Origin of the sequence: Morganella morganii H1r (assembly GCF_000633515.1) — a bacterium.
Taxonomy (GTDB): Bacteria; Pseudomonadota; Gammaproteobacteria; order Enterobacterales; family Enterobacteriaceae; genus Morganella; species Morganella morganii_B.
In genome coordinates this window covers 211,928-226,963 of the sequence record NZ_AYMP01000006.1, presented here as the reverse complement: position 1 = coordinate 226,963, position 15,036 = coordinate 211,928, and the positions used below count along the sequence as shown (strand labels likewise).

The 15,036-nt window shown below is 49.1% G+C and carries 16 protein-coding genes; 8 read left to right on the top strand and 8 right to left on the bottom strand.

What is annotated here, in order from left to right; genetic code table 11:
- Positions 1 to 21: 21 nt before the first annotated feature.
- From U868_RS0104330 to U868_RS0104315, 4 genes are all read right to left on the bottom strand, one after another.
- Positions 22 to 747, bottom strand: a complete 726-nt coding sequence (locus U868_RS0104330) for an RNA polymerase sigma factor FliA (RefSeq protein ID WP_025152217.1) — start codon at positions 745 to 747, stop codon at positions 22 to 24.
- Positions 748 to 1,070: 323 nt separating this feature from the next.
- Entirely contained in the window at positions 1,071 to 2,192 is a 1,122-nt protein-coding gene (locus tag U868_RS0104325) for a FliC/FljB family flagellin (protein WP_025152216.1), read from the bottom strand.
- Between the two features lie 229 nt (positions 2,193 to 2,421).
- Positions 2,422 to 3,567, bottom strand: a complete 1,146-nt coding sequence (locus tag U868_RS0104320; RefSeq protein ID WP_025152215.1) for a FliC/FljB family flagellin — start codon at positions 3,565 to 3,567, stop codon at positions 2,422 to 2,424.
- Positions 3,568 to 3,794: 227 nt separating this feature from the next.
- A complete protein-coding gene (locus U868_RS0104315) occupies positions 3,795 to 4,943 on the bottom strand; it encodes a FliC/FljB family flagellin (RefSeq protein WP_025152214.1) in 1,149 nt (382 codons plus the stop codon).
- 330 nt (positions 4,944 to 5,273) lie between these two features.
- Here U868_RS0104315 and fliD point away from each other — a divergent pair, with 330 nt between their 5' ends.
- From fliD to fliT, 3 genes are read left to right on the top strand one after another with little or no spacing between them, the layout of a single operon-like run.
- On the top strand, positions 5,274 to 6,695 hold the full coding sequence (gene fliD, locus U868_RS0104310) for a flagellar filament capping protein FliD (RefSeq protein ID WP_025152213.1): 1,422 nt from the start codon (positions 5,274 to 5,276) through the stop codon (positions 6,693 to 6,695).
- A gap of 5 nt (positions 6,696 to 6,700) precedes the next feature.
- A complete protein-coding gene (gene fliS / locus U868_RS0104305) occupies positions 6,701 to 7,099 on the top strand; it encodes a flagellar export chaperone FliS (protein ID WP_025152212.1) in 399 nt (132 codons plus the stop codon).
- The gene (gene fliT, locus U868_RS0104300) at positions 7,089 to 7,478 is read left to right on the top strand and encodes a flagellar protein FliT (RefSeq protein ID WP_025152211.1); all 390 of its coding nucleotides are present in this window, start codon (positions 7,089 to 7,091) and stop codon (positions 7,476 to 7,478) included. The genes fliS and fliT overlap by 11 nt, the downstream gene beginning before the upstream one ends.
- A 94-nt stretch (positions 7,479 to 7,572) precedes the next feature.
- Here fliT and U868_RS0104295 read toward each other — a convergent pair whose 3' ends face one another.
- From U868_RS0104295 to U868_RS0104285, 3 genes are all read right to left on the bottom strand, one after another.
- On the bottom strand, positions 7,573 to 7,971 hold the full coding sequence (locus U868_RS0104295; RefSeq protein ID WP_025152210.1) for a CrcB family protein: 399 nt from the start codon (positions 7,969 to 7,971) through the stop codon (positions 7,573 to 7,575).
- Positions 7,972 to 7,981: 10 nt separating this feature from the next.
- Positions 7,982 to 8,362 (bottom strand): fluoride efflux transporter CrcB, encoded by a 381-nt coding sequence (crcB, locus tag U868_RS0104290; protein WP_025152209.1) that lies wholly within the window; start codon positions 8,360 to 8,362, stop codon positions 7,982 to 7,984.
- A 162-nt stretch (positions 8,363 to 8,524) separates the two neighbouring features.
- Positions 8,525 to 8,878 carry a hypothetical protein gene (locus tag U868_RS0104285; protein WP_025152208.1) on the bottom strand — a complete coding sequence of 118 codons (354 nt, stop codon included), beginning with the start codon at positions 8,876 to 8,878 and terminating at the stop codon, positions 8,525 to 8,527.
- A 110-nt stretch (positions 8,879 to 8,988) separates the two neighbouring features.
- Between U868_RS0104285 and U868_RS0104280 the strand changes: the two genes are divergently transcribed.
- Positions 8,989 to 9,492, top strand: a complete 504-nt coding sequence (locus U868_RS0104280; RefSeq protein WP_025152207.1) for a DUF4377 domain-containing protein — start codon at positions 8,989 to 8,991, stop codon at positions 9,490 to 9,492.
- A gap of 177 nt (positions 9,493 to 9,669) precedes the next feature.
- On the opposite strand, the gene fliE is transcribed toward U868_RS0104280, so the two are convergent.
- Positions 9,670 to 9,981, bottom strand: coding sequence for a flagellar hook-basal body complex protein FliE (gene fliE / locus U868_RS0104275; protein WP_025152206.1), 312 nt, complete (start codon positions 9,979 to 9,981; stop codon positions 9,670 to 9,672).
- 275 nt (positions 9,982 to 10,256) lie between these two features.
- Between fliE and fliF the strand changes: the two genes are divergently transcribed.
- Genes fliF through fliI form a run of 4 tightly spaced genes read left to right on the top strand, consistent with a single transcriptional unit; the run spans position 10,257 to position 15,031 of the window.
- Positions 10,257 to 11,957 (top strand): flagellar basal-body MS-ring/collar protein FliF, encoded by a 1,701-nt coding sequence (gene fliF, locus U868_RS0104270; protein ID WP_025152205.1) that lies wholly within the window; start codon positions 10,257 to 10,259, stop codon positions 11,955 to 11,957.
- A complete protein-coding gene (gene fliG / locus U868_RS0104265) occupies positions 11,954 to 12,946 on the top strand; it encodes a flagellar motor switch protein FliG (RefSeq protein WP_025152204.1) in 993 nt (330 codons plus the stop codon). The genes fliF and fliG overlap by 4 nt, the downstream gene beginning before the upstream one ends.
- Positions 12,939 to 13,670 carry a flagellar assembly protein FliH gene (gene fliH / locus U868_RS0104260; RefSeq protein ID WP_025152203.1) on the top strand — a complete coding sequence of 244 codons (732 nt, stop codon included), beginning with the start codon at positions 12,939 to 12,941 and terminating at the stop codon, positions 13,668 to 13,670. The genes fliG and fliH overlap by 8 nt, the downstream gene beginning before the upstream one ends.
- Positions 13,667 to 15,031 carry a flagellar protein export ATPase FliI gene (gene fliI / locus U868_RS0104255; RefSeq protein WP_025152202.1) on the top strand — a complete coding sequence of 455 codons (1,365 nt, stop codon included), beginning with the start codon at positions 13,667 to 13,669 and terminating at the stop codon, positions 15,029 to 15,031. The genes fliH and fliI overlap by 4 nt, the downstream gene beginning before the upstream one ends.
- Positions 15,032 to 15,036: the final 5 nt, after the last annotated feature.

The following is a 15,036-nucleotide window of genomic DNA, read 5'->3' as shown; positions in this document are numbered from 1 at the left end:
AAATCAAAGATAAAGTCAAAGTTACTTCATGGATTTTAAGCGCGCCCGCAGCCTTTTGATTGCCTGACTGTGTAACTGGCTGACGCGGGATTCCCCCACTTCCAGCACTGCGCCTATCTCCTTGAGGTTCAGCTCTTCCTGATAGTAAAGAGTCAGAACCAGTTTTTCACGTTCAGGCAGTTGTTTTATCGCCTCAACCACCTGGTGACGCAAACTTTCGTCTACCAGCAAACCGAGCGGGTTGCCCCCGTCATCATCATCATCGCGGACGGGTTCGCAGCTTTCACCGTGGATTTCGTGCCACTCATCGTAAGAAAACAGCTGGCTGCTGTTGGTATCGGTTAACACCTGACGGTATTCCGCGATATCCATCTGTAACGAATCAGCGATTTCCTGCTCTGTGGCTGCACGCCCCAGAGACTGTTCGAGCGCACGCACGGCTTTGGTTATTTCCCGCGCCTGACGGCGCACACTGCGGGGAGCCCAATCTCTTCCCCGCAATTCATCCAGCATTGCCCCGCGGATCCGTTGTACCGCATAGGTTGCAAAGGTGGCACCCTGCATGGCGTCAAAACGCTCTACCGCATGCAGCAAGCCAATACCCCCGGCCTGAATTAAGTCGTCAATATCAACGCTTGCCGGTAATCTCACCTGCAACTTCAGGGCTTCGTGCCGGATAAGGGGATAATAACGCTCCCACAGGCTATTTTTGTTGATAACACCTTCGGCGGTATACAAATCACTCACAACCTGAAACACCCTTCGAGATTCATGAAAGGCTTTTATTATCGTGCCCGAAAAAGATTTCAATCCGGTGAGTAGTGAGGTAAATCACGCCTTATTTGCCTTATCCTAAATCACCTCATTAACAAATAGCAATACTCTCTTTCATTTTTATCATAAATTTTGCAAAATTCCGGTTATTTTATATGACAAAAAGAGAAATAGGCGTTCATTAATAGAATAAAAAAACAAATAGTTAGCATATTATTTGTTCTGTTATGGGTAACACTTATAAAAAAAGGTCAGAATATTCTGACCTTTTAAATACCTTAAAGCAACTAGGTAAATTAACGTAACAGGCTCAGAACACCCTGAGGAACCTGGTTTGCCTGTGCCAGAACAGCGGTACCCGCCTGCTGCAGGATCTGACCACGGCTCATGTTAGACACTTCTGTTGCGAAGTCAGCGTCCTGGATACGGCTGCGTGCTGCGCTCAGGTTATTAACAGAGTTGTTCAGGTTGTTAATGGTAGACTGCATACGGTTCTGGAATGCACCCAGTTTTGAACGGTAGGTATCTACAGTTTTCAGTGCATCGTCTAATGTTTTCAGTGATTCGTCTTTCGGAGCGTTAGCCAGGTTCGCTTTAGTATCAACACGACCGGTAATTTCAGTGTCTGCATTCAGTGTAATGGTAGAACCTTTAGTTGCATCTGCCGGATCTTTTAAGACTGAATCCTGTTTAACACTGTAGAATTTGCCGTCAGTATCTTTAGCAACTAATGAACCGCTTTCTGTTTCAAAAATTTCTAAATCTTTGGTGTTGTCTGCGATACCTTTACCGATAGCAACGTCAACTTTCGCATCAGTAATTTTTAATGCCGTTTTTGCTGCAGCGCCATCAGCCAGTTTAATACCGGTTTTCAGTACGGTATCTTTTTCCGGAACTTTGAAACCATCAACTTTCAATGTTTCCAGGTTGATTTTGTCCATTTTCAGGTCAATCACTTCACCGTCATTTGCGCCGACCTGGAAGCTCATTTCGTTGTCACTTGCCAGCACTTTGATGCCGTTGAACTGAGTCTGGTCAGAAATACGCTGAATTTCAGCTAAACGGTCAGTGACTTCAGCCTGGATAGAAGAGATATCGCTGTCTGAGTTAGTGCTGTTTTTAGCCTGAACAGTCAGTTCACGGATACGCTGTAAGTTATCGTTGATTTCGTTAACTGCACCTTCAGCGGTCTGTGCGATAGAGATACCGTCGTTGGCGTTACGTGCAGCCTGAGTCAGGCCTTTCACGTTAGAGGTGAAACGGTTAGCGATAGCCTGACCTGCTGCATCGTCTTTTGCGCTGTTGATACGTGAGCCTGAAGACAGACGCTCGATTGCAGAGCCCAGTACGCCCTGTGAACGGTTTAAGTTGTTCTGAGTAACCAGAGACAGAACGTTAGTATTGATAACCTGTGCCATGATATATGTCCTTGTTATTGAAAATAATAAACAGCGTTTATCTGTTTGGCTTTCTGATTTTCGCCAGCAATAACACTATCGGCACCCTGAGAGGCCACTTTAATTTTTTTGGTAAATATTTTTAGAAAATCGCCGCAGACCTCATTTCTTCAGGTATAAAAAAAGCCGGAACTAACGTTCCGGCAAAATTATAAAACAGAGGAATTGCCTGATTTATAAGGTTATATCATTAACCCAGTAAACGCAGTACTGACTGCGGGACCTGGTTTGCCTGCGCCAGTACGGCGGTACCCGCATTTTGCAGAATCTGACCACGGCTCATATTAGAGACTTCAACCGCGAAATCCGCATCCTGAATACGGCTGCGTGCTGCGCTCAGGTTGTTCACCGAGTTGTTCAGGTTATTGATAGTGGACTGCATCCGGTTCTGGAATGCACCCAGCTGACTGCGCTGACTGTCGATTTTTGACAGTGCTTTATCCAGTGTGCCCAGCGGACTTTTGGCATCAAGCACTTTCTGATCAGCCGCATCTATTTCTTTCACATTTTTAAATTCAAGTCCCGCAGGTGTTGCCCCCGCAGTACCTGTCGCCGCAGTCGCGGTAACATCTGCTTTTAATGTGACATCTTTGCCGTCAACCTTACCCTGAATATAAACTTTGGTTTTGTCCACCGTACCATCCGCGGCCACCTGGTAAGAAACTTTTGCCCCCGCGACAGCTTTACCGCCAAACTGAATACCTTTCAGTGCGTCTTCCGCAACTTTTTGAGCCTGTGCTTCAGTACCGGTACCTGTAAGATCTGCGACAAAATCACCCGCCGACAGCGTTGGCCCGAACCGGGAGGCTGCGATATCCAGGGTATCCAGACCCAGTGCTGTGCGATCCACCTTCTTCAGGTCGATATTAATGGTTTCACCGTCATTGGTGCCGACCTGGAAGGTCATTTTGTTATCGCCGGACAGCACTTTAATACCGTTAAACTGGGTCTGCTCTGAAATACGATCAATCTCTTTCATGCACTGATCAACTTCTTCTTTAATAGAGCTGATATCGCTTTCGGAGTTGGTGCCGTTTTGTGCCTGTACCGTCAGCTCACGGATACGCTGGATATTGTCATTAATTTCATTGACCGCGCCTTCTGTGACCTGCGCCAGGGAAATACCGTCGCTGGCATTACGGGAAGCCTGAGTCAGACCTTTGACGTTAGCAGTAAAACGGTTGGCAATCGCCTGACCGGCGGCATCATCTTTTGCACTGTTAATACGGAAGCCTGAAGAAAGACGCTCAATCGCGGTGCCTAATGCACCCTGTGAACGGTTTAAATTATTCTGGGTAACCAGTGACAGAACATTGGTATTAATAACTTGTGCCATAATGATATTTCCTTTTTTTGTATAAAATAATGTGAATTATTTCTTGCCGCCGCTGCGGGATAATACTGTTAACGGAAGTTAATTCACTTTATTTACAGACAAAACGCCGCCATATTATTAATTTCTGACATTTTATTCCAATAACTCCCCTGTACAAAAAAAGCCGGAACTGACGTTCCGGCAAAAACATAAAACAGAGGAATGACCTGATATATAGCGTTATATTATTAACCCAGTAAGCGCAGTACTGACTGCGGTACCTGATTTGCCTGCGCCAGTACGGCAGTACCCGCATTTTGCAGAATCTGACCACGGCTCATATTAGAAACCTCTGTTGCGAAATCCGCGTCCTGAATACGGCTGCGTGCTGCGCTCAGGTTGTTCACCGAGTTGTTCAGGTTATTGATAGTGGACTGCATCCGGTTCTGGAATGCACCCAGCTGACTGCGCTGACTGTCAATTTTTGACAACGCTTTATCCAGAGTCCCCAGCGGGCCTGCGGGTGCTTTCGTACCGGCAGCCAGCACTTCAACATCTTTAGTGGTTGCTTTAAACTTCGCGGTAATCACACCACCGACATCTTCTGTTTTATCGAGTGTGACTTCCAGCTTGACATCTTTCCCGCCGGCAGAGCCGTCATCAACCTTACCAACAACATAGTATTTATCTTTGACAACCTGACCATTTTCATCTTTCACTGCATGAATACTCGCTGCTCCCGGTGCAGTTTTCCATTTCATGCCATCCGGTGCGTCGACTGTTGCTACTGTAGCAGGCGCATTAGCACTGTCCTTGAAGTCAGCGAGATTAATGGCACCACCATCCCACACATAATTCTTCGTGCCCTCTGCAATATCCAGTTTGTCCAGACCCAGCGCTTCGCGATCCACTTTCTTCAGGTCGATATTAATGGTTTCACCGTCATTGGTGCCGACCTGGAAAGTCATTTTGTTATCGCCGGACAGCACTTTAATACCGTTAAACTGGGTCTGCTCTGAAATACGATCAATCTCTTTCATGCGCTGATCAACTTCCTCTTGAATAGAGTTGATATCGCTTTCAGAGTTTGTACCGTTTTGTGCCTGTACCGTCAGTTCACGGATACGCTGGATATTGTCATTAATTTCATTGACCGCGCCTTCTGTGACCTGCGCCAGGGAAATACCGTCGCTGGCATTACGGGAAGCCTGAGTCAGACCTTTGACGTTAGCGGTAAAACGGTTGGCAATCGCCTGACCGGCGGCATCATCTTTTGCACTGTTAATACGGAAGCCTGAAGAAAGACGCTCAATCGCGGTGCCTAATGCACCCTGTGAACGGTTTAAATTATTCTGGGTAACCAGTGACAGAACATTGGTATTAATAACTTGTGCCATAATGATATTTCCTTTTTTTGTATAAAATAATGTGAATTATTTCTTGCCGCCGCTGCGGGATAATACTGTTAACGGGGGATAATTCACTTTATTTACAGACAAAACGCCGCCATATTATCAATATCAGGCATATTTATCCGGGCAACGTATTCTGTGCGTTTTGTAACCAACTTGCTGTCCCCCGGACGCTTTTTTGTTTCCTTATCTTAATGATGACAATAACCCTGCTTTCCCTGCGCAACTCCGCCCATCATTTTTTGCTGTTAACGCTAAAATTCTTCCGCTGCCAACCGATAACTATGTAAAACCAATTAAATTCAGGAGAAATACATGGCAGGCATAGCATCGTTAGGCGTTGGCGCCGGAATGGATCTTAATCAGCAGCTGGACATGCTGGAGAAAGCAGAAATGCGCCGTCTGGAGCCATTAACTGCCCAAAAAACAGCGTGTGATGCACAAATTAGCGCATTCGGTAAATTACAGGCTTCACTGGAAAAATTAAAATCCGCGTCTGAAGGTCTGAAGAAATACGAAGATATCAGCACCACCAAAGTCAGCGGTGAGTATAAAAGTTTTGATGTCACGACTGACGGCAAAGCGGTTCCCGGCGTTTACGACGTTAAAGTAGAGCAATTAGCCAAATCCCAGACTATTGCCACCAAAGGCCAGGACAGCAATACAGCCAATCTGGGGAGTAACAGTGATGAACGGACAATCACCATTACGCAGGGTGACGGCAGTGATCCGAAGAAAACTTTCAGTATTAAACTGGATAGAGATCATACGTCATTAATTGAAATCGCAGATGCGATTAATAAAGCAGATAAAGGTGTCACTGCAGCGGTAATAAAAACCGGTGATGGCAAATATACCCTGTCCATGTCTTCAAAAACGGAAGGGACTGAAAGTCATATTTCCGTCAGTGTTCAGGGTGATCAGAAACTGGACGATATTCTGCATGTTGAATATGACGCATCCGGTAAATTAGATACGTCGAAAAGTGCAATGGTTGAAAAAGTTGCACCGCAGAACTCAAAATTCACCATTAACGGTTTTGATTTCGAAGAGCAGACCAATACCATTAAAGATAAATTCCCGGGCCTGACCCTGACACTGAAAAAAGAGAGTGAAAACGGCAAAGAAGAACATTTATCTGTGACGTCTGACAGTGAACCGGCGAAAAAGAAAATTAAAGAATGGGTGGATGCCTATAACGAGTATCAGAAACTCTGCAAGGATCTGACCAAATATACCCAGACTGAAAAAGGCCAGGCTGCTGATAAAAGTAATGGCCCGCTGATTGGTGATTCTACTCTGCGCGGTATTCAGAATACTATCCGGGCGCAGATCAGAACACCTAACGGCAATGGTGAAATTAACACCATGAACAAGATGGGTATTAAGCAAAAAACAGACGGTACCCTGGAAATAGATGACAAAGTGCTGGATAAAGCACTGAAAGAGAATGGCTCCAGTGTCAAAGAGTTCTTTGCCGGTGACGGAAAAGAGACCGGTTTTGCCACCGAGAACTTTAATTACCTGAAAAAGACATTAGACAGCCGTGAAGGTACGATTCATAACGCGACCGACGGCCTGGAGAAAAAGAAAAAAGGTATCGATAAACGTATCGAACAAACAAATAAACAGATCGAAAACACCATGGATCTGTATCGCCGTCAGTTCCAGAATCTGGACAAAATGATGAACTCCCTGAGTGGCACCACACAAGCACTCGGCAGAATGTTAGGTTAAAAATAATGTATCAGCGCAAGGCAAATCAGGCTTACCAGCAGGTTAATCTTGAAAGCGAAATTACCAATGCCTCGCCTTATCAGTTGATCCGGATTTTGTTTAACGGGGCGCTCAGCGCCCTTCGCCGCAGCGAAATCTTTATGGAACAACATGATATTGCCGCCAAGGGTAATGAGCTGTCGAAGGCCATTAATATTATTGAGAATGGTCTGAAACAGGCTCTGGATTATGATGCCGGCGGTGAGCTGGCGCATAATCTGGCCTCCCTGTATGACTATATGATTATGCGGTTACTCAACGCAAATATCGACAATAACGTGACCTACGTAAAAGAGGTCTATCAACTGCTCTCCGATCTCGCGGCAACATGGCAACAAATCGGGGCAAATGTGGATGAAAGATAATCAGGTGAGTATTCAAACAACCATCAATTTACACGATATATATCAACATGTACTGACACTGAGTGAAGAACTCGTTACCCTGGCCAGAAACAGTGAATGGGATGATTTGATTGCCCGTGAAACTGATTATGTTTGCGCGGTTGAACACCTGACACAGTTATCTCATGAACTGGAAAAAGAACAGCCGGTCACCGGCGAACTGGTGGAAATACTGCAGGCTATCATTGAAAATGAACGGGTAACAAAAATCTGTTTACAGGATCACCTCAACTTTCTGAGTAAAGAAATAAAACAGCTTGACCAACAACGGGTGATTAATAAAAGTTACGGGCAATTCAGTGACCCGGATTATTCGATTAATATTAAACCAGTAGAATAAGTTTTTCTGATCAGCGCGGTGTTTTAAAATAATGAAAAAATGGCCTGATCTGTTCCGGCCGGACAGTCGTTCTCTGCCCGGCCGGAACTTTTTGCTATCCGGCAATATCTTTTACACCGGGTTTCACACAATTTCCCAGATATAACCCCGCCATAACCGCTGCAAATCCGCCGATCACACTGACCAGCAGATACGTTATTCCTGTACCCAGTAATGCCGGGGATGACATAATTTCAAAGGTTCCGTACACAAAACTGCTGAACGTGGATAACCCGCCCATAATACCGGTTGCCACCAGCGCATTGACATACTGATTAATCCGGTTGCGCTGTAATAATGCTGCCGTTATTCCCAGCAGGAATGACGCAATAATATTGGCCGCCAGAATATCAAGCGGGAACCCGTCACTCAGGGACGGCACACCAAGCATCAGTAATTCGCGGCAGATTGCACCGAAGGCTCCGCCAATAAAAATAAGAATCACCATATTCATATTGTTATCCTTATGCCGCCAGCCAGACACCCAGTGCGGCGGCTGCCAGACCGGCCACAACAGAGATAAGCAAATACCCGAAAGCCAGCATCCGCTGTTTTGAATTCACCAGTTTTGCCGCGTCAAGCTGCATACTGTTGAATGTGGTGTAACCGCCGAGAATACCGGTCAGAACCGCTGCATGCAGGAATGAACCGAAACGGTCATGCCAGTCAATAACAAATAGTGTGCTTAAAAAACCGATAATAAAAGCTCCGGAGACATTAATGATAAATGTACCCAGCGGAAAATGGCCGTGATAACGTTCACCTGTCAGTTTACCGACCCACCAGCGCAGTAATGAACCACTGCCGCCGCCGATACCGACCCAGAAAATATCAATTGCTGTCATATAGCCTCACCTGTAAATATCCTTGCCGGGAGAAATACGTACCGCGGGTAGTGTAGATCCTCTCTCTTTATTTCACAATTAGCGGAATGAAACCGGCTGAATTTGTACAAAGATACCGGATCGGAAGTCCGGTTACAGGTTATGCCCTGTAATATTCTGTGATTATACAGAGAACGGATACCAATAACTGACGGTCAGCAGAAAAATAGCCACTCCGCCTGCCAGTGCGGCAGCCATCAGATAAAAACGGGACCGTGGTGCGGTTATTACCGGGTTACGCCGGATATTGCGGTAAACACGGAACAGATCCGCCGACAATATCAGCAGCAGAATGACCAGCAGAAATTTACTGACCAGATATAACGAATCCCAAAAATCAGCGGAAACCGGCGGTTCCCGCAGGTTATTATTTATCCGGTTTATCAGTACCATTCCGGTTGTTGTATACAGCCATACCCGGAAATAAAAACCGGCCAGGATTATCACACTTGTCACTGATGTTTTATATCTCTTCATTTGTACTCTTTTTACAGATAAAAAAGCGCCTATACGGAACTGATTCTGTTTTTATGCTGTCATAAACAGAGTAAAAATACACCATTTTAATATCCCATTAAGGACAACTGATGAAATCAGCCTATATTATTGCTCCGCTCTTCTTATTAATGGCAGGATGCAGTCAGAATACCCTGACAACACCGGCAACGGATAATACCAAAACACTTTACATCGATTCTGAGCTGGCCGACTGCACAGGTGTCGCACCGATGAAGTGCATGAAAATAAAAGAATCTCCGGAGGCAGACTGGGAATTCTTTTATCAGAATATTGACGGTTTTACGTACGAACCGGGGTACCGGTACCGGGTATCCGTCAAAACCACCCATATTCCGAATCCGCCTGCCGATGCACCCAATATCCGTTATCAGTTAATCTCCGTACTGAATAAAGATCTGGTACCGGCGAAAGAGGCAAAAATTGGCATGGCAAACCCGGCATCGGTATATTGTGAACAATCCGGCGGTAAAACAGAAATCGTGAAAGCAGAATCAGGCTGGACCGGTTACTGCAATTTACCGGGTGGTGAACGGGTTGAAGAATGGACTTACTACCGTAAAAATCATAAATAAACCAATCAAAAAGAGCGGGATTTGAAGTGCCCCCGCTCTCTTTATTTATCCCTATAACAAAAACCACACGTTATTCCGGCAAATTCCGCATTCATAGCGACACAAATACTGCCCCGTATGTGTCCCCTGATAACAGAAAAAACCATTAAATCCGTTTAATTTCAAATTGTTAAGTCATCACACCGGCATTGACATAATTTCCTGATACGCCGCCACCAGTTTATTACGCACCTGAATACCCATTTGCAGGCTCAGGCTCGCTTTCTGCATATCCACCATGACATCATTAAGGGAAATATCGGCTTTGCCGAGTGTAAAGTCTTCCGCCTTTTTTGCGGAATTAATGCGGGTGGTATTGATCTCATTCACTGCTGAGATCAGGTGATCACCAAACCCCGGCGCATCAACTACCGGCCTGGTCTGGTTTGCTGCCTGTGCTGCTGTTACATTCAGCTGGGAGACGACTCCCTCAATTGCCTGAATTGTCATGTTTTTTTCTTCCGTTAACAGGGATTAATGTGTCCCCCGGAAACCGCTTTCTGCTGAAAAAGGCACCGGTCACATCTTATTGCCTGCATACCCTAACACACCCTTTTTAACTTGAAGCCCGTAAATAACACCAAAATCACGGGCTGATTCTGTCATTAGATTGGTTATCCGCGGGGAATAATAGCAGCGTAAAAAAGTGACGTTACAAAGAGGGAAATTACGTTGTTTCGCCAAAACTATTTTCACCCGTCAAATCAGCAAGGCAGGGAATGTTTATGAGTGCCGCACCACAAGACACCGGAGAGACCAAAAAGGGATTCGCTCTGATTATTGACCGTATTAAGGCTGATCCGAAGGTTCCGCTGATGGTCGCGGGCGCGGCGGCAATCGCCGTTATTGTTGCGTTGTTCCTCTGGATGCGCAGCCCGGATTACCGCGTTCTGCTCAGTAATCTGAGTGCCAAAGACGGCGGCGATATTGTCAGCCAGCTGACACAGATGAATATGCCTTACCAGCTCGCAGATAACGGCAGTGCCATTCTGGTACCTGCTGATAAAGTGCATGAGCTGCGGCTGAAACTGGCACAGGCCGGTCTGCCGAAAGGCGGTAACACCGGTTTTGAACTGCTGGATAAAGAGCAGTTCGGTATCAGTCAGTTCAGTGAGCAGGTGAACTATCAGCGCGCCCTCGAAGGGGAATTGTCACGCACGATTGAATCACTCAGCCCGGTTCAGACCGCGCGGGTGCATCTGGCGATCCCGAAGCCGACCCTATTTGTCCGCGAGCAGAAATCACCGACCGCCTCCGTCACCGTCGGATTGCTGCCGGGCCGCGCACTGGATGAAGGCCAGATCAGCGCGATTGTGCATATGGTTTCCGGCAGTGTATCCGGATTAACCTCATCCAACGTCATTATTGTTGACCAGGCCGGACGCCTGCTGACAAACAATGATAACAGCCAGCAGTCTGTCAGCACATCCCAGATGCGCCTGACCCAGGAAACAGAAGCCCGCCTTAAACAGCGTATTGAAGATCTGCTTGCGCCGCTGGTCGGCCGTACCAACGTACAGGCGCAGGTAACCGCGCAGGTGGATTACTCCAAAGTCGAGCAGACCGCTGAAGAATACAAGCCAAACCAGCAGCCGGATTCCGCCGCTGTCCGCTCACGACAGAGCAGCCAGAGTCAGCAGAACAGCAACGGCGGCCCGGGCGGTGTACCGGGGGCATTATCCAATCAGCCGGTCAGTGCCCCTTCCGCCCCTGTTGAAACAGCAAAAGCGGATACAAAAGATAACAAAACGGCATCCCCTGCCGATAATAACCGCAACAGCAATATTAATTCACAGAGTGATGAGACCACAAACTACGAAGTGGATCGCAAAATCAGTCATACCCAGCGTCAGATTGGCGTGGTTGACCGTCTCTCTGTCGCGGTAATTATTAACTGGCTGCCGCAGAAGAAAGAAGACGGTACTGAGGAAATGCAGCCGCTGCCGCCGGAGATGATCAAAGAGATTGAAGCGCTGACCCGTGAGGCAATGGGCTATTCCGCCGATCGCGGCGACACGCTGAGCATCACCAACTCCCGCTTTACTGATGAAGGTCAGCTGACCGAAGAGCCGTCGCTCTTCACAAGCCCGGTCATCATTGCGCAGGCACTGGAGTACGGCAAGATCCTGCTGCTGTTACTGGTGGGCTGGCTGTTATGGCGTAAAGGTATCAGACCGCAGTGGCAGCGCTACCGCAAAGCACAGCAGGCGGAAGCGGAAGCCCGTATGTTTAAGGCAACGCAGATGAAAACCCCGCTCGTGGCTGATGAGGTTATCAGTGACGATATGGACGAGAAAACCCGCCGCCGCCTGACCCGTCAGCGAGTCAGCGCCGAAATTCAGAGCCAGCGTATCCGTGAGATGGCGGATAAAGATCCGCAGGTTGTGGCAATGGTTATCAGTCAGTGGTTAGGAAAAGCACAATGAATTTAAGCGGAACAGAAAAGAGCGCCGTCATGCTGATGACGCTCGGTGAAGACCAGGCCGCCGAGGTCTTTAAACACCTGAACAATAAAGAAGTTCAGCAGCTGAGTATGGCGGTGTCCAGCATGCGTCAGGTCTCCAATGCCGAGCTGGCGGAAGTCCTGACGGAGTTTGAGGAAGCGGCGATTCAGTACGCGGCACTAAACATCAATACCAATGATTATCTGCGTTCCGTGCTGGTCAAGGCGCTGGGTGAAGACCGTGCCGCCAGCCTGCTGGAAGATATCTTCGAGAAGCACGAAAGTGCCTCCGGGATCGAAAGCCTCAACTATATGGAGCCGCAGACCGTGGCCGATATTATCCGCGACGAACATCCGCAGATTATCGCCACCATCCTGGTGCATTTAAAACGCAACCTGGCCGCCGATGTGCTGGAACTGTTCGACGAACGCCAGCGCAACGACATTATGCTGCGTATCGCCACCTTTGGTGGTGTCCAGCCTGCGGCACTGGCGGAACTGACCGAAGTTCTCAACAATCTGCTGGACGGCCAGAACCTCAAGCGCAGCAAAATGGGTGGCGTGAGAACCGCAGCCGAGATCATCAACCTGATGAAAAGTCAGCAGGAAGAAGGTGTTATCGGGGCAATGCGCGATTACGACGGCGAACTGGCGCAACGCATTATCGACGAAATGTTCCTGTTCGAGAACCTTATCGAAGTGGACAACCGCAGTATCCAGCGCATCCTCCAGGATGTCTCCAACGACTCGCTGGTTATTGCACTGAAAGGCTGCAACGAAGAGCTGCGCGAACACTTCCTGCGCAATATGTCCACCCGTGCGGCTGAGATTGTCCGTGATGATCTGGAATCCCGCTCACCGGTGCGCATGTCGCAGGTTGAAAATGAACAGAAATCCATTCTGCTGATTGTCCGCCGTCTGATGGAAACCGGTGAAATTGTGATTGGTGGTGGTGACGATGTCTATGTCTGATAAGGAAAACACCACGCTGCCGTGGAAGCGCTGGCAGCCGCGGGAGCTGAACCAGTGGGATCTCAATTCCTCTGTACTCCCTGCCCTGTCCGATGAGCCGGAGCCGGAAAAACCCAAAGTGCCCTGCCTCGAGCCGAAAGAAGTACTCGAGCAGATCAATCTGCTGGATAACCTGAAAGAAGAGGCGCAGCGCAGCGGTTTTCAGTCCGGTCATGAACAGGGACAAAAAGCCGGTTATGACGCCGGGTTTGCTCAGGGTCTGCAGGAAGGTGCGGAACAGGGCCGTCAGCAGGTACTGACAGAACAGCAGCCGCTCACGGAAGCGTGGCAGAAACTGTTGTCCGAGTTCAGTTATTCCCTCGACAGTTTTGACAGCGTGGTGACCACCAAACTGTTGCAGATTGCCCTGACCGCCGCCCGTCAGGTGCTTGGTCAGCCTGCGGTCTGTGACGGTACCGCACTGCTGGAAGAGATCAGCCGTCTGCTTCAGCAGAAACCGCTGTTTGCCGGTCAGCCGGAACTGCGGGTCAACCCGGTACATATTGAGATGCTGGAGCAGCATATCGGCACCCAGCTCAGTCTGAACGGCTGGCAGCTGGTGCCGGATCCGCAGCTGCATGCGGGCGGATGCCGTGTGGTGGCGGATGACGGCGAAATCGATATGAGTGTTGCCACCCGCTGGCAGGAGCTGTGCCGGTTATACGCGCCGGAGACGTTATCATGACCGCGCGGATCGGCCGCTGGATAGGCGCGCTGGACAGCTTTGAATCCCGGATGTCCGGTGTGGTGATGACCCGCCATTACGGGCGCCTGACCAAAATCACCGGGCTGGTGATGGAAGCCGAAGGCATCAAAATGCCGCTCGGTGCCACCTGTTTTATCGAGCGCGTGATCAACGGCAACACCGAAGAAGTTATCTGTGAAGTGGTCGGTTTTAACGGCCCGCGTATGCTGCTGATGCCGCTGGCAGAGCCGGACGGTATCGCGCCGGGTGCGCGCGTGTATGCACAATCCACCGGAAGCGGCGGGCAGACCAGCCGTATGCTGCCGCTGGGTGATGAGCTGCTCGGCCGGATTCTTGATGCCTCAGGCAATCCGCTGGACGGCAAAGGGCCGCTGGACGCCAAAATCCGGGCTCCGCTGACCACGCCGCCGATCAACCCGCTGGAACGTTCACCGATTAAAGACGTGCTGGATGTCGGTGTCCGCGCTATCAATGCCCTGCTGACCGTCGGGCGCGGTCAGCGTATGGGCCTGTTTGCCGGTTCCGGTGTCGGGAAAAGTGTGCTGCTCGGCATGATGGCGCGTTTCACGCAGGCGGACATTATTGTGGTCGGGCTGATTGGTGAGCGCGGTCGCGAAGTCAAAGATTTTATTGAGAATATCCTCGGTGCGGAAGGACTTCAGCGCGCGGTGGTCGTCGCGGCACCGGCGGACGTTTCCCCGCTGCTGCGGATGCAGGGTGCCTCTTATGCCACGCGGATCGCGGAATATTACCGTGATCTGGGCCGCAATGTGCTGTTAATTATGGATTCACTGACCCGCTACAGCATGGCACAGCGTGAAATTGCGCTCGCCATCGGAGAACCGCCTGCCACAAAAGGCTATCCTCCGTCGGTGTTCGCAAAATTACCGGCACTGGTCGAACGGGCAGGCAACGGTAAAAACGGCGGCTCTGTTACCGCATTTTACACTGTTCTGACCGAAGGGGATGACCAGCAGGATCCGATCGCTGACTCCGCGCGGGCCATTCTTGACGGCCATATCGTGCTTTCACGGTCTCTGGCGGAATCCGGACACTACCCTGCTATCGATATTGAAGCCTCTATCAGCCGTGCCATGACCGAGCTGATTGAGAAAAGCCATTACCGGAAAATTCAGCGTTTCAAACAGCTGACCTCGGCTTACCAGCGCAACCGTGACCTGATTAACGTCGGTGCCTACGCGGCGGGCAGTGACCCGATGCTGGATGAGGCCATTCAGCGGTTCCCGTCTATGGCGGCGTTTCTGCAACAGGATATCGATGAGCGCTGTGACTACCCGGCCGCCTGTGAGCAGCTCAGTCAGGTGATACCGGACGCATAACGAGG

Coding starts and splice junctions, on each gene's coding strand:
- U868_RS0104280 (WP_025152207.1), top strand. CDS start 8,989: ATGAAATCAGCCTATATTATTGCTCCGCTCTTCTTATTAATGGCAGGA.
- fliD (WP_025152213.1), top strand. CDS start 5,274: ATGGCAGGCATAGCATCGTTAGGCGTTGGCGCCGGAATGGATCTTAAT.
- U868_RS0104320 (WP_025152215.1), bottom strand. CDS start 3,567: ATGGCACAAGTTATTAATACCAATGTTCTGTCACTGGTTACCCAGAAT.
- U868_RS0104285 (WP_025152208.1), bottom strand. CDS start 8,878: ATGAAGAGATATAAAACATCAGTGACAAGTGTGATAATCCTGGCCGGT.
- fliE (WP_025152206.1), bottom strand. CDS start 9,981: ATGACAATTCAGGCAATTGAGGGAGTCGTCTCCCAGCTGAATGTAACA.
- U868_RS0104325 (WP_025152216.1), bottom strand. CDS start 2,192: ATGGCACAGGTTATCAATACTAACGTTCTGTCTCTGGTTACTCAGAAC.
- fliG (WP_025152204.1), top strand. CDS start 11,954: ATGAATTTAAGCGGAACAGAAAAGAGCGCCGTCATGCTGATGACGCTC.
- crcB (WP_025152209.1), bottom strand. CDS start 8,362: ATGACAGCAATTGATATTTTCTGGGTCGGTATCGGCGGCGGCAGTGGT.
- U868_RS0104295 (WP_025152210.1), bottom strand. CDS start 7,971: ATGAATATGGTGATTCTTATTTTTATTGGCGGAGCCTTCGGTGCAATC.
- U868_RS0104315 (WP_025152214.1), bottom strand. CDS start 4,943: ATGGCACAAGTTATTAATACCAATGTTCTGTCACTGGTTACCCAGAAT.
- fliH (WP_025152203.1), top strand. CDS start 12,939: ATGTCTGATAAGGAAAACACCACGCTGCCGTGGAAGCGCTGGCAGCCG.
- fliS (WP_025152212.1), top strand. CDS start 6,701: ATGTATCAGCGCAAGGCAAATCAGGCTTACCAGCAGGTTAATCTTGAA.
- fliF (WP_025152205.1), top strand. CDS start 10,257: ATGAGTGCCGCACCACAAGACACCGGAGAGACCAAAAAGGGATTCGCT.
- fliT (WP_025152211.1), top strand. CDS start 7,089: ATGAAAGATAATCAGGTGAGTATTCAAACAACCATCAATTTACACGAT.
- fliI (WP_025152202.1), top strand. CDS start 13,667: ATGACCGCGCGGATCGGCCGCTGGATAGGCGCGCTGGACAGCTTTGAA.